The 14,312-nt window shown below is 47.9% G+C and carries 7 protein-coding genes; 4 read left to right on the top strand and 3 right to left on the bottom strand.

Annotated elements, in window-relative coordinates; translation table 11 throughout:
* The first annotated feature begins 128 nt into the window (after nt 1-128).
* The 4 genes from ycaO to pflA all read left to right on the top strand — a co-directional run bounded on the left by ycaO (nt 129) and on the right by pflA (nt 6,421).
* Nucleotides 129-1,889 (top strand): 30S ribosomal protein S12 methylthiotransferase accessory factor YcaO, encoded by a 1,761-nt coding sequence (gene ycaO, locus RGV86_RS20600; RefSeq protein WP_010344476.1) that lies wholly within the window; start codon nt 129-131, stop codon nt 1,887-1,889.
* A 405-nt stretch (nt 1,890-2,294) separates the two neighbouring features.
* Nucleotides 2,295-3,152 (top strand): formate transporter FocA, encoded by an 858-nt coding sequence (gene focA / locus RGV86_RS20595; RefSeq protein ID WP_000642547.1) that lies wholly within the window; start codon nt 2,295-2,297, stop codon nt 3,150-3,152.
* Nucleotides 3,153-3,206: 54 nt separating this feature from the next.
* Nucleotides 3,207-5,489, top strand: coding sequence for a formate C-acetyltransferase (pflB, locus tag RGV86_RS20590; protein WP_001292822.1), 2,283 nt, complete (start codon nt 3,207-3,209; stop codon nt 5,487-5,489).
* Nucleotides 5,490-5,680: 191 nt separating this feature from the next.
* Nucleotides 5,681-6,421 carry a pyruvate formate lyase 1-activating protein gene (gene pflA / locus RGV86_RS20585; RefSeq protein WP_000111043.1) on the top strand — a complete coding sequence of 247 codons (741 nt, stop codon included), beginning with the start codon at nt 5,681-5,683 and terminating at the stop codon, nt 6,419-6,421.
* Nucleotides 6,422-6,543: 122 nt separating this feature from the next.
* Here the strand turns inward: pflA and bcsC are convergent, their stop codons facing one another.
* The 3 genes from bcsC to bcsA form a co-directional block, all read right to left on the bottom strand.
* Nucleotides 6,544-9,651: a cellulose synthase complex outer membrane protein BcsC gene (gene bcsC, locus RGV86_RS20580; protein ID WP_137598419.1), complete on the bottom strand. Its 3,108-nt coding sequence runs from the start codon at nt 9,649-9,651 to the stop codon at nt 6,544-6,546.
* Between the two features lie 112 nt (nt 9,652-9,763).
* On the bottom strand, nt 9,764-12,064 hold the full coding sequence (gene bcsB, locus RGV86_RS20575; RefSeq protein ID WP_085460760.1) for a cellulose biosynthesis cyclic di-GMP-binding regulatory protein BcsB: 2,301 nt from the start codon (nt 12,062-12,064) through the stop codon (nt 9,764-9,766).
* Nucleotides 12,065-12,129: 65 nt separating this feature from the next.
* Nucleotides 12,130-14,244, bottom strand: a complete 2,115-nt coding sequence (gene bcsA / locus RGV86_RS20570; protein ID WP_085460581.1) for a UDP-forming cellulose synthase catalytic subunit — start codon at nt 14,242-14,244, stop codon at nt 12,130-12,132.
* Nucleotides 14,245-14,312: the final 68 nt, after the last annotated feature.

Here is a 14,312-nt window from a genome sequence, read left to right as displayed (position 1 = left end):
TTTATGCTCTTATCGTAATTTATCCGCTAAAAGCATAGTCAACAGTTCACCGGCGTGGCGGCGGTGATAGCGCCTTTGAGATAAAACCCGTATTATTGCGCGCTTTCCGTACGACTAAAGTGATTTTCATGACACAAACATTTATCCCCGGCAAAGATGCCGCCCTGGAAGATTCCATCGCTCGCTTCCAGCAAAAACTCTCCGACCTCGGTTTTCAGATTGAAGAAGCTTCCTGGCTGAATCCGGTGCCTAACGTCTGGTCTGTACATATTCGCGACAAAGAGTGCGCGCTGTGTTTTACCAACGGTAAAGGCGCAACCAAAAAAGCGGCGCTGGCTTCTGCTCTGGGTGAATATTTCGAGCGTCTCTCAACCAACTACTTTTTTGCTGATTTCTGGCTGGGCGAAACTATCGCCAACGGTTCGTTCGTCCATTATCCCAACGAAAAATGGTTTCCACTAACCGAAAACGATGATGTGCCGGAAGGCCTGCTTGATGACCGTCTGCGCGCATTTTACGACCCGGAAAATGAATTGACCGGCAGTATGCTGATTGATCTGCAATCCGGTAATGACGATCGCGGTATATGTGGCCTGCCGTTTACGCGCCAGTCTGACAATCAGACCGTCTATATTCCGATGAATATTATCGGTAACCTGTACGTTTCCAATGGTATGTCCGCTGGCAATACCCGCAACGAGGCGCGCGTTCAGGGGTTGTCCGAAGTTTTCGAACGCTACGTGAAAAACCGCATTATTGCTGAAAGCATCAGCTTGCCGGAGATCCCGGCAGAGGTGCTTGCACGTTATCCGGCTGTAGTTGAAGCGATCGAAACACTGGAAGCGGAAGGTTTCCCAATCTTTGCTTATGACGGCTCGCTTGGCGGTCAGTATCCAGTGATCTGCGTCGTACTGTTCAACCCGACCAATGGCACTTGTTTTGCCTCCTTCGGCGCGCATCCTGATTTTGGCGTTGCACTGGAACGTACCGTGACCGAGCTGCTGCAGGGTCGTGGCCTGAAAGATCTGGATGTGTTTACTCCGCCGACCTTCGATGATGAAGAAGTCGCCGAACATACTAACCTCGAAACGCACTTTATCGATTCCAGCGGTTTGATCTCCTGGGATCTTTTCAAACAAGATGCCGATTATCCGTTTGTGGACTGGAATTTCTCTGGCACCACTGAAGAAGAGTTCGCCACGCTGATGGCTATCTTCAACAAAGAGGATAAAGAAGTTTATATTGCCGATTACGAGCATCTGGGCGTTTATGCTTGCCGCATTATCGTACCTGGTATGTCCGATATTTATCCGGCAGAAGATCTGTGGCTGGCAAATAACAGTATGGGCAGCCATTTACGTGAAACGATTCTTTCGCTACCAGGCAGCGAGTGGGAAAAAGAAGATTACCTGAACCTCATCGAGCAACTGGATGAAGAAGGTTTTGATGACTTTACCCGCGTGCGTGAGCTGTTAGGTCTGGCGACCGGGTCAGATAACGGTTGGTATACCCTGCGTATCGGTGAATTAAAAGCAATGCTGGCACTGGCTGGCGGCGATCTGGAACAAGCTCTGGTCTGGACTGAATGGACGATGGAATTTAACTCATCGGTGTTCAGTCCGGAACGCGCCAACTATTATCGATGCCTGCAAACATTGTTATTGCTGGCGCAGGAAGAAGATCGCCAGCCGCTGCAATATCTGAATGCCTTCGTTCGTATGTACGGCGCAGACGCGGTAGAAGCAGCCAGTGCGGCAATGAGTGGCGAAGCGGCGTTTTATGGCCTGCAACCGGTAGATAGCGATCTGCACGCGTTTGCGGCGCATCAGTCGCTGTTAAAAGCCTACGAAAAGCTGCAGCGTGCCAAAGCGGCATTCTGGGCAAAATAAAATCAAATAGCCTACGCAATGTAGGCTTAATGATTCGGCTGAGTTATATTACGGGGCGTTTTTTTAATGCCCCGCTTTACATATATTTGCATTAATAAAATAATTGTAATTATAAAGTTAAATATCGGTAATTTGTATTTAGTAAATACGATCGATATTGTTACTTTATTTGTCTGATGCTCCCTTTTAATTAACTGTTTTAGCGGAGGATGTGGAAAAAATTCAACTCATTTGTTAATTTTTAAAATTTATTTTTATTTGGATAATCAAATATTTACTCCGTATTTGCATAAAAACCATGCGAGTTACGGGCCTATAAGCCAGGCGAGATATGATCTATATCAATTTCTCATCTATAATGCTTTGTTAGTATCTCGTCGCCGACTTAATAAAGAGAGAGTTAGTGTGAAAGCTGACAACCCTTTTGATCTTTTACTTCCTGCAGCAATGGCCAAAGTGGCCGAAGAGGCAGGTGTCTATAAAGCAACGAAACATCCGCTTAAGACTTTCTATCTGGCGATTACCGCCGGTGTTTTCATCTCAATCGCATTCGTCTTCTATATCACAGCAACTACTGGCACAGGCACAATGCCCTTTGGCATGGCTAAACTGGTTGGCGGCATTTGCTTCTCTCTGGGGCTGATTCTTTGTGTTGTCTGCGGAGCCGATCTCTTTACTTCTACAGTGTTGATTGTTGTTGCCAAGGCGAGTGGGCGCATCACCTGGGGTCAGTTAGCGAAAAACTGGCTGAACGTCTATTTTGGCAACCTGGTCGGCGCGTTGTTATTTGTGCTTTTAATGTGGCTTTCCGGCGAGTATATGACCGCAAATGGTCAATGGGGACTAAACGTCCTACAAACCGCCGACCACAAAGTACACCATACTTTTATTGAGGCTGTCTGCCTCGGTATCCTGGCTAACCTGATGGTATGCCTGGCAGTATGGATGAGCTATTCTGGCCGCAGCCTGATGGACAAAGCGTTTATCATGGTGCTGCCGGTCGCGATGTTTGTTGCCAGCGGTTTTGAGCACAGTATCGCAAACATGTTTATGATCCCGATGGGTATTGTAATCCGCGACTTCGCATCTCCGGAATTCTGGACCGCTGTCGGTTCTGCACCGGAAAATTTTTCTCACCTGACCGTGATGAACTTCATCACTGATAACCTGATTCCGGTTACGATCGGTAATATTATCGGCGGTGGTTTGTTGGTTGGGTTGACATACTGGGTCATTTACCTGCGTGAAAACGACAACCATTAATGGTTGTCGAAGTACGCAGTAAATAAAAAATCCACTTAAGAAGGTAGGTGTTACATGTCCGAGCTTAATGAAAAGTTAGCCACAGCCTGGGAAGGTTTTACCAAAGGTGACTGGCAGAATGAAGTAAACGTCCGTGACTTCATTCAGAAAAACTACACTCCGTACGAGGGTGACGAGTCCTTCCTGGCTGGCGCTACTGAAGCGACCACCACCCTGTGGGACAAAGTAATGGAAGGCGTTAAACTGGAAAACCGCACTCACGCGCCAGTTGACTTTGACACCGCTGTTGCTTCCACCATCACTTCTCACGACGCTGGCTACATCAACAAGCAGCTTGAGAAAATCGTTGGTCTGCAGACTGAAGCTCCGCTGAAACGTGCTCTTATCCCGTTCGGTGGTATCAAAATGATCGAAGGTTCCTGCAAAGCGTACAACCGCGAACTGGATCCGATGATCAAAAAAATCTTCACTGAATACCGTAAAACTCACAACCAGGGCGTGTTCGACGTTTACACTCCGGACATCCTGCGTTGCCGTAAATCCGGTGTTCTGACCGGCCTGCCAGATGCTTATGGCCGTGGTCGTATCATCGGTGACTACCGTCGCGTTGCGCTGTACGGTATCGACTACCTGATGAAAGACAAACTGGCACAGTTCACCTCTCTGCAGGCTGATCTGGAAAACGGCGTAAACCTGGAACAGACCATCCGTCTGCGCGAAGAAATCGCTGAACAGCACCGCGCTCTGGGTCAGATGAAAGAAATGGCTGCTAAATACGGCTACGACATCTCTGGTCCGGCTACCAACGCTCAGGAAGCTATCCAGTGGACTTACTTCGGCTACCTGGCTGCTGTTAAGTCTCAGAACGGTGCTGCAATGTCCTTCGGTCGTACTTCCACCTTCCTGGATGTGTACATCGAACGCGACCTGAAAGCTGGCAAGATCACCGAACAAGAAGCGCAGGAAATGGTTGACCACCTGGTCATGAAACTGCGTATGGTTCGCTTCCTGCGTACTCCGGAGTACGATGAACTGTTCTCTGGCGACCCGATCTGGGCAACCGAATCTATCGGTGGTATGGGCCTCGACGGTCGTACCCTGGTTACCAAAAACAGCTTCCGTTTCCTGAACACCCTGTACACCATGGGTCCGTCTCCGGAACCGAACATGACCATTCTGTGGTCTGAAAAACTGCCGCTGAACTTCAAGAAATTCGCCGCTAAAGTGTCCATCGACACCTCTTCTCTGCAGTATGAGAACGATGACCTGATGCGTCCGGACTTCAACAACGATGACTACGCTATCGCTTGCTGCGTAAGCCCGATGATCGTTGGTAAACAAATGCAGTTCTTCGGTGCGCGTGCAAACCTGGCGAAAACCATGCTGTACGCAATCAACGGCGGCGTTGACGAAAAACTGAAAATGCAGGTTGGTCCGAAATCTGAACCGATCAAAGGCGACGTCCTGAACTACGATGAAGTGATGGAGCGCATGGATCACTTCATGGACTGGCTGGCTAAACAGTACATCACTGCACTGAATATCATCCACTACATGCACGACAAGTACAGCTACGAAGCCTCTCTGATGGCGCTGCACGACCGTGACGTTATCCGCACCATGGCGTGTGGTATCGCTGGTCTGTCCGTTGCTGCTGACTCCCTGTCTGCAATCAAATATGCGAAAGTTAAACCGATTCGTGACGAAGACGGTCTGGCTATCGACTTCGAAATCGAAGGCGAATACCCGCAGTTTGGTAACAACGATCCGCGTGTAGATGACCTGGCTGTTGATCTGGTAGAACGTTTCATGAAGAAAATTCAGAAACTGCACACCTACCGTGACGCTATCCCGACTCAGTCTGTTCTGACCATCACTTCTAACGTTGTGTATGGTAAGAAAACGGGTAACACCCCAGACGGTCGTCGTGCTGGCGCGCCGTTCGGACCGGGTGCTAACCCGATGCACGGTCGTGACCAGAAAGGTGCTGTAGCGTCTCTGACTTCCGTTGCTAAACTGCCGTTCGCCTACGCTAAAGATGGTATCTCCTACACCTTCTCTATCGTTCCGAACGCACTGGGTAAAGACGACGAAGTTCGTAAGACCAACCTGGCAGGTCTGATGGATGGTTACTTCCACCACGAAGCGTCCATCGAAGGTGGTCAGCACCTGAACGTTAACGTGATGAACCGTGAAATGCTGCTCGACGCGATGGAAAACCCGGAAAAATATCCGCAGCTGACCATCCGTGTATCTGGCTACGCAGTACGTTTCAACTCGCTGACTAAAGAACAGCAGCAGGACGTTATTACTCGTACCTTCACTCAATCTATGTAATTAGATTTGACTGAAATCGTACAGTAAAAAGCGTACAATAAAGGCTCCACGAAAGTGGGGCCTTTTTTAGCAAGAGAGCCTTTTTTGTCAGCTATCTATACTTTAAGGTAACTGCCAAAACAGACTCGACGTAGCCTTCGAGCTGCGCACCAACACGGCCTCAGATGGGCCACATCTGGAGAAACACCGCAATGTCAGTTATTGGTCGCATTCACTCCTTTGAATCCTGTGGAACCGTAGACGGTCCAGGTATTCGCTTTATCACCTTTTTCCAGGGCTGCCTGATGCGCTGCCTGTATTGTCATAACCGCGACACCTGGGACACGCATGGCGGTAAAGAAGTTACCGTTGAAGATTTAATGAAGGAAGTGGTGACCTATCGCCACTTTATGAACGCTTCCGGCGGCGGCGTTACCGCATCCGGTGGTGAAGCAATCCTGCAAGCCGAGTTCGTTCGCGACTGGTTCCGCGCCTGCAAAAAAGAAGGCATTCATACCTGTCTGGACACTAACGGTTTTGTTCGTCGTTACGATCCAGTAATTGATGAACTTCTGGAAGTGACCGACCTGGTAATGCTCGATCTCAAACAGATGAACGACGAAATCCACCAGAATCTGGTAGGCGTTTCCAACCATCGTACACTCGAGTTTGCTAAATATCTGGCGAACAAAAATGTGAAAGTCTGGATACGTTATGTCGTAGTACCTGGCTGGTCTGACGATGACGATTCAGCTCATCGCCTCGGTGAATTTACTCGCGATATGGGTAACGTCGAAAAAATCGAGCTCCTCCCCTACCATGAGTTAGGCAAACATAAGTGGGTGGCGATGGGCGAAGAGTACAAACTCGACGGTGTGAAACCACCGAAAAAAGAAACCATGGAGCGCGTAAAAGGGATTCTTGAGCAATATGGTCATAAGGTGATGTTCTAAAACATCATATTTCGACCTGGGCCCCTTCCTTTAGTAGTAATGAGTAAATCAGCGTTGAGAACATGCTCGACGCTGATTTACTAGACTTAATTTCCGAGATTTAACCTTCTGATTCTACCTCGTTACCAGTCGGCGTAAGGTATCAGCGGCTGCGGCGGTAAATCCATGTCGCCCTGCCATCCGGCGGCGGAATACCGCACGTAGAGCAGGAAATGGCTTGGCGCATAATCTTTCGCCTGCTGGATATCGATTGCCGTGCCGACAAACCAGTTGGACGTGACCCGACGCTCAAGTAACGCCCGCGCCGTGTAGCCAAAGCCCTGACTGCTGCCGCCGTCGTTGGTCTGGCTGGCGGCATCCTCTTTCCAGTCCGTCGGGATCAGGTTCATCAGCGGATAACGCGGCATGGTTTTGGTGCGCGAATGCGACCACGAGCCAGACGCGCCCAGCTCCCATGACCAGTTTTCCGTCCGCTCACGCCACATCACCGGTATGGCAAACGACAGGTATTCCTGCGGGCTGTAGTAACCGCCCTGACCGAGTGAGTACCCACTCAGGTCTTTGTCGTAATGCCAGATCATATTGTTCAGGCCGACAGTGACGCGGCGATTATTCTGGTTGATGACCTTATAGTAATAGCCCGTCATCCAGCGCACGCGCCAGTTATCTTCGACATTTTTGCCGGTTAACTGGTCGCCGCTAAGGGATGCCCAGACGCCGTTCGCTTCACCTTTATCGTAGCTCAGACTCAGCCCCACGCCATCGGCACGCACACCGCCCCATTTTTTCCCGGTATTGCCCGGAGAGTCTTTCTGCCCGCCAAAGGCCAGTAACGAACTGGAGATGGGGCGACGATGGGCGTTAACGGTGTAACCAAGCGGCCCGATATCGTCGCTGTAACTGATGCCACCGACCACATCCACCACGTTGAAGCCCATCGGTGTGGTGCCGATATCCCAGCTCCAGACGTCATTTCGCCAGCCGACCGCCACGCTGGCGCCGGAATCCGACTGGCTGCGGTTGCCGCTACAGTCCTGCAACGTACAGGTGCCCCAGTTGTTATCCCATTTACCCTCAGCGTCGGCGGAAAAACTGCCGACATTCATATTGACGAAATCACTGCGGAAGAACATCCGTCCGTCAGAATACGGTGCATCCACCTGCAACATGGTGGTGTGCGCTTTCAGGTCGGAATAGCCACCGGTGCCGCTCGATCCCCAGTAGTCGTGCTCCAGGGTGACGTTAAGATCCTGCTGACGATAGAGATCCGCCGCATCGCTGCGCACACCGCGCTTCAGCCAGTCGTCCTTCTCATCGTTACGGGTCAGACGGGTAAAGGTGTCGTTATCCTGCGGACGCGTCGTGGTCACACCGGATGCGACCATCGCGTCTTTGTAGGTTTCCAGCGCCTGCTCCGGATCGCCCGCCTGCGCTTCAAACCCTGCACCATCACGCAGTACCATCGCACTTTCCATCGACGGCGGCTGAGATTTTGCCTGCGGGATCAGCTTGTTAAACGTCTGCTGCGCCGCTGCGGTATCGCCAAGCTGCGCCTGTACCAGCGCCACGCGCCGCTGTGTATTCAGTGAGGTATTGTCGGTGGCGGGCAGTTTCGCCAGCTGGCTGCGTGCCGCCACTTTGTCACCGGCGGCGATATCCACTTCCGTCAGGCCAAGAATGGCATCAACGTTAGCTGGCTCCCGCGTCAGGACATTCTGATACGCCGCGCGGGCGGCGGTGTCATCACGTCGCTGCTGTGCCCAGTCGGCCAGGGTGAGGTCAATGCGCGTGGACGGTGGCTGTTGGCGCAGCATCGCTTCCGCTTCTGCCTCTTTGCCGCTTTCACGCAGGCGGCTGGCAGTTTCCAGTACCTGATCGCTTTGCAGGCGGTTTGCCAGTTCCTGAATATTGCTGTTCCACTGCGCGCGCGGCAGGCTGTTGATATGCGCCAGCGCGGCTCTGTCCTGGTCGTGACCGGAAAGATACAGTCCGTAAGCGTAAACCTGCTCCGGGTCGTTCGGCTTCTGTTGCGCCAGATTGCGCATTAACGTATCGGCCTGGCTGCGTTGTCCGGCCTGCCAGAGATCCTGCGAAAGCCGGTAAGTAATCCACACACTGCCGGGATCGAGCGCCAGTCGCTGACGCTGAAGTGCTGCCGCCTGCGCCCATTTACCCTGATTTTCCAGTGCCTCCGCCTGCTGTGATAAGCGGTCGTTTTGCAGGCTGCGTTCGATATCATCAATGCTGCGCCGCTGGCTGGCAGAGAGCGAGGCGATAAACGCTTCGGCTTTTTCCGGCGACTGCCGGCGATAAAGATTCGCCAGCCCGCGCACGGCGTTGGTGTTGCCGCTGTCCATACGCAGCGTCTGCTGGTAATAACGTTCGGCGGCGGGGTAATCTTTGCGCGCCATCGCCACATCGCCCAGCCCCAGCACCGCATAGCTGTCGGTGTTATCGACATTGCGCGCCTGCTGGAACAGACGCTCTGCGCGGTCAGGATTATTGGCTTTCAGCGCAGCATCGCCCTGCTGGATCGCCAGCCAGTAGCGATTCACCTTCAGCAGACTGTTCCATTTGTCGTTGTTGCTGTTGTGCGGATCCAGCGCGAGGGCTTTTTCCAGATTCGCCACCGCATTAGCGCGATCGCCATTCTGGGAATACGCCTGCCCCAGCGCCCCAAATATGGCACCAGAGTCAGGATTATCAATATTAAGTATTTTCAACTGACGAATCGCTTCGTTGCGACGGGAGGCAATTTGCGTCATTGCCCCCCAGTATTCCAGCGCCATTTCGATATCTGGCGGTGCCCCGTTAAATAGCTTGTCGTAACTGTCGATAGCCTCTTTATGTCGCCCGGAGATAGCTTGTAAGCGTGCCATTTGCAGTGCCTGACGCCCCTCAGGCGAAGAAAGTCGCATGGCCGTGCGCGATGCTTTATATATTTTTGAATCAGGAGCGAACAGGGTAAGTCTGGCAAGTTGTTTTTGCGCACCTTCAATATCCCCCTTACGCAGCAGATAGCGAAAACGCGCCGCAACGACATCTGGATTATCAGGTTCCGCCAATTCAAGACGATAAAGCGACTGTTCGACCAGATCTTCACGATGAATGTCTTCGCCTAACCGAATCTGCGCCATTAACAGCTTGTGTGCAGTTGGTGTGGCTTTCGCCATCGACATTACCGCCAAACCAAGGGATATTGTGAGTAAATTTAGGGTGAATTTGTACATGCCTGCCTCAATCAGGTGTTAACTCACTTTTTATTAAAAACAGAACGGGCGCAGCTCCCTGCCTGTATAAAGTCAGGACAGAATGGAGCCGCAAAATAGAAATGACGATAAATTACTGTTGATGAGGGTTCAGACGACGGCGACTAATGTTACGTAACAGACGCCATACTACCCACGCCAATAGCACCACACTGAGAGTTGCCAGGACTGCCAGTAGAATGGGATGTCTGGCTAACACATATTGCACTCGTTCAATCCAGGGGAGATGCCCAACGTAATAAGTATCTCCAACCTGTAAACTATTGACGCCAGATTCGCGAATAACCGCGACTGAACCAAAAATATTGCCGCGTTTTGTACTATTAATTAACGCATTGTTGAGTAGCGTATCGCCGCGTGATCCCTCGGACATTAAAGCAATTACGCTGCGTTGGGCATGATATGGGGACTGAAAACCAACTATCGCCGCCATTGGCAATGGGGAATTTATAGTTGTTTGTATTTCAGGTTTTTGATCGTTTTTATCTGCCATAATTTTTGCGTAATCAGTGTTCCGCATTGGGCTTTTTACCCAACTCGTTGTTGCCTCAATGAGCAGATTAATTTGCTGATTGTCTGCAAATTCTTGCGGAAGTGTTCCTATAAGTAGAATATCTGAATCCTTGCCCTGAACAGAAACTATATCATCAGTAATTGTCAGATTAATTGCCGGAAATCCAGTTTGAGCACCAATCAATCCAAGGGTATTTAATAATGTTTCAACTTGCGTTGTACCAGGATTTTCAGGCATAACCACAACCGTTTCTGATAGATCGGCCATGCGGCTAAATGGAAAGCCTGAGCTGGCAAAAGCGCGTAAATCTGGCATTGCGATAAAGTGATGGTACTTTGAAAAATCGATAGTGGAATCATCTGCAATAACCGCATGATTTTTTAGAGGCCTGGAAATAATACAGCTATCAGCATCAGAACGCGGCATTGTATTAATGTACTCAAAATTAAATCGCAATTGATTAAGCGCCCCCAACGTCAGCGCAGGAATGGTAATTCCATTATTACCATCCAACAATTCTTGCAATAACGGTAAACGTAACAACAATCTATCGGTAGCAGATTGCGGACTTAGCCGGAAAGATTCAAGGTACTGGTTATTAAGGCTGACATCCATGCGTGAACCACCTATCGTTGGCGTGGTATAGCGATAGTTAATCTTCATATCAACCCCACGATTACGCAATAGAAAAAGATCAGGTGGCAAATTAAATGAAACATTAATTGCCGCAGACTCCAGGCCACTTGCCTGTAACTGCCCTTCATAATTTTTAAGCTCTGCGAAAGTTACAGGACGGTCAGTGCGTACCCAGTTTGGCGCATCATAAGGTTTACGCGGCAGTAACGGCGTCACTTCATTTACGATCACACTATCGCCGCGAAAAAGTATATTTCCCTGTGCAAGGCCTTTTGCCGCCTGTAATAAATCTTTGTCATCGCGGCCCAAAAGTACCAGCAATTTGATAAAAGGATTTTGTGGATGACTGATCATTTTAATAACAGGCGCATTCACCAACGGATGCTCGCGCAGAAAGTCCGGGCGTCTATTGTTAGTGGCAAAGACCACTGCATTACTTTCCGGTAACTGGTTATAGAAAACCGGAAATCGGTGACCACGCCAGCCAGATTGCGCACCAAACCACGAAGCGACAATAGCTGATGCCTGCTGCAAACCAGTCTCAGGAGTACCTGCAAAAACCATCGGCAATGTATTAGTGCGGTTATCTCGCGGGTCAAAAAACGGTACAGGAAAATATGAAAGATCATTTTTCAGATTAAGTCTCTGAAATACCAGTTCAAGTTCACTGGTACGTCCAATATCAAGCCACAAATTGCTGCTGGTCGGGTTTTCACAGGCGCTCTGGTAGTGACTAATTAATTCGAGGCGCAAGCGATTAAAATCAGAAAAATACAATGGGTTAAGAGTTATTTCCGCCAGCGTTTTCTTCCCCAGTTGTTCTTTGGTAATCGGCAATACCCCCATCAACTCGTCATTAAGATAGACCTTAAGCTGTGACTGGACAGGGATCAGCGACGGTGATGGAGTGTATTCAAGTTTTAGTTTTGCTTCTGATACTATTTCATCGCTACGCATACCAAACTCAATTTGCCCCTGTGGGTTAACGCCATTCAGGACTATGTTTCCTGGAGCTGGTGCGATTTGTGTAAATGGGAGTTTAAAATGGCGAGACAACTCTTTCGCATAAGCAGAGATATTTGTCTTCTGGATAGATGGTAATACTTCTCCAGAGGAAGACTTACTGATTACTGTATCTGTAGCCGATGCTGTATTTGCCTGGTAAAAACATAATAACCCCAAGCCAATTATCGCAGCACTTAATCTCAAAAATTTTCTTTCCATTTTAAAAAATTCAACAACCATAATAAACACAAACAATATATTTAATTAGCAGTCAGAAATTAGAACTAACTTTTGGAACTGCTTTTCAGCGTCCGCAGAATATAAAAAACCATATTGCAATAACCTTTCAGAGAGATGAAACATATTTCAAAAAAACTCTTTAGAATATTGTCCCGTCTAATTTTATTATTCCACTCTTGCCATAATGAATCACGAGAAAACGTTGCTCTTACATAATTAACACTTTGTTCATAACTCATTGGCATAATCTTCAGACCAATTTTATTATTGTAAGCATGAACTATTTCTACCGGAATATCACATTTCCCGTTGCTATCATCCAGATAAAGAGACAATTGCTGTGCTTTAAGCATATCTTTTACGTCGGAGATATTATCAAGGATTACACCTAATCCTCCTTCGGAAAAATCAAGAACAGAACAAGGATAGCGCCGTCCATCATCCAGTTGTATAACGCCCTTGAAAGAAACATCAATACGGGGAGAAAAACGCACCTGCTTTTGTTCAATAGAAACAGCCAAAGTTGCGCCAATAATAATTGCATTATAAAACAACCAGATTAAACAAAACAAATTCAAGATGGCAATATGCCCTTGCAAACTATAAACATTAATAACACCTATTATCAGCCCGATTACATTTAAAATAGCAAAAATAAGATAGGGATAGGAAATTCGCCAGTCAACAAACTTATTTTTTATCAGTCCCCCTTTGGCCGTAACGTTAAAACGACCTTTTGCTGGCGCAAGTAAAGCTACAAGCGTTGGTAGCGTAATATACCAAGCCAGAACCATTTCATAAATCTCATTCCAGAATGAATGTCTGTATTTACCTTGTACTCTTGAATTAGTTAAAATAATAACAAATAGATAAGGTAAAATATAAGACATAATATCTGCAACTGATGCATCGATCAGATTGACCGAAAAGAAAATAGGACATAACGGTGCGAACAAGAAAATCAGGCGTGGCACACCTGATAAAAAATGCATCATGCTGCTGAGATAGCAAAGGCGCTGTGATAATGTCAGCCCCTTGCCCAATAATGGATTGTCAATACGCAAGATTTGAATCATGCCTCGAGCCCACCGAATCCGTTGTCCAATATGAGCAGACAATGTTTCGGTGGCTAGCCCGGCAGCCAGAGGATAGCGAAGATACGCAGAGCTATAACCTGCACGATGCAAGCGTAACGACGTATGCGCATCTTCTGTTACTGTTTCGACTGCAATGCCTCCAATCTCATCCAGAGCAGATCTACGGATGATTGCACATGAACCACAAAAAAATGAAGCATTCCATGTATCCGTACCATTCTGGATTAATCCATAAAAAAGGTGTCCTTCATTTGGCTTTTGCCGGAACTGTCCCAAATTTCGCTCAAAAGGATCGGGGGAAAAAAAATGATGTGGTGTTTGCAACATAGATAATTTTTTATCGGCGATAAACCAGCCCATCGTTTTCTTTAAAAAAGAAACCGAGGGTATATGATCGCAATCGAAAATAGCAACAAATTCGCCATTAGCTATTTTAAGCGCATTATTTATATTTCCGGCCTTAGCATGTTCATGTGTTTCTCTTGCGACATAGTAAATTCCTGACTCGTTCGCGAATTTCCTGAACTCGTCCCTGGCGCCATCATCAAGGAGCCAGATATTTAATTTATCCGTTGGCCAGTCTAAGGCCAACGCACCATAAACTGTATTCTTCACGACTGTAAAGGGTTCGTTATATGTGGGGATTAATATATCAACAACGGGCCATTCTTCTTTATTCTCTGGTAAGGGTATACTTTCTCGGTTCAGCGGGAAGCAAACCTGAAAGTAACCAAGTAATAAAACAAACCATGCATACGTCTCAGCAACTAATAGCGTGACTGAAAATAAACAGTCTGGAAATTCATCCAGGATTACTGAAGAAGAGTAACGCCACCATAGATATCGGGATGATATGAGTATTCCAACACCCATTAGAATCAGAGTAATCATCCTTCCTTTGAGAAAATTAAGGAAGATAGCAGCGATACAAATAATAATTGAAAATAATGTTTGTTGATAAAATCCAAGAGGCTGTTCAACAATTGATAAAAAAACAAAACATAGCAGTATAGCAACAACCAAAAGGATTTTGTTTAATATTACTTTATTTTTTATGAGCATTGCACTTAACGATTCATTAATAATATAACTTGAACTGTGTGATTTTTATAAACATCGATGACCAATGC

Origin of the sequence: Escherichia ruysiae (genome assembly GCF_031323975.1) — a bacterium.
Lineage (GTDB): Bacteria > Pseudomonadota > Gammaproteobacteria > Enterobacterales > Enterobacteriaceae > Escherichia > Escherichia ruysiae.
The sequence above is the reverse complement of the archived record's forward strand: the minus strand, read 5'-3'. Positions and strand labels throughout refer to the sequence as shown.

What these genes read in the sequence shown, in the direction of transcription:
- ycaO (WP_010344476.1), top strand. Translation starts at nt 129, where the DNA reads ATGACACAAACATTTATCCCCGGCAAAGATGCCGCCCTGGAAGATTCC.
- pflB (WP_001292822.1), top strand. Translation starts at nt 3,207, where the DNA reads ATGTCCGAGCTTAATGAAAAGTTAGCCACAGCCTGGGAAGGTTTTACC.
- pflA (WP_000111043.1), top strand. Translation starts at nt 5,681, where the DNA reads ATGTCAGTTATTGGTCGCATTCACTCCTTTGAATCCTGTGGAACCGTA.
- bcsC (WP_137598419.1), bottom strand. Translation starts at nt 9,651, where the DNA reads ATGTACAAATTCACCCTAAATTTACTCACAATATCCCTTGGTTTGGCG.
- bcsB (WP_085460760.1), bottom strand. Translation starts at nt 12,064, where the DNA reads ATGGAAAGAAAATTTTTGAGATTAAGTGCTGCGATAATTGGCTTGGGG.
- bcsA (WP_085460581.1), bottom strand. Translation starts at nt 14,244, where the DNA reads ATGCTCATAAAAAATAAAGTAATATTAAACAAAATCCTTTTGGTTGTT.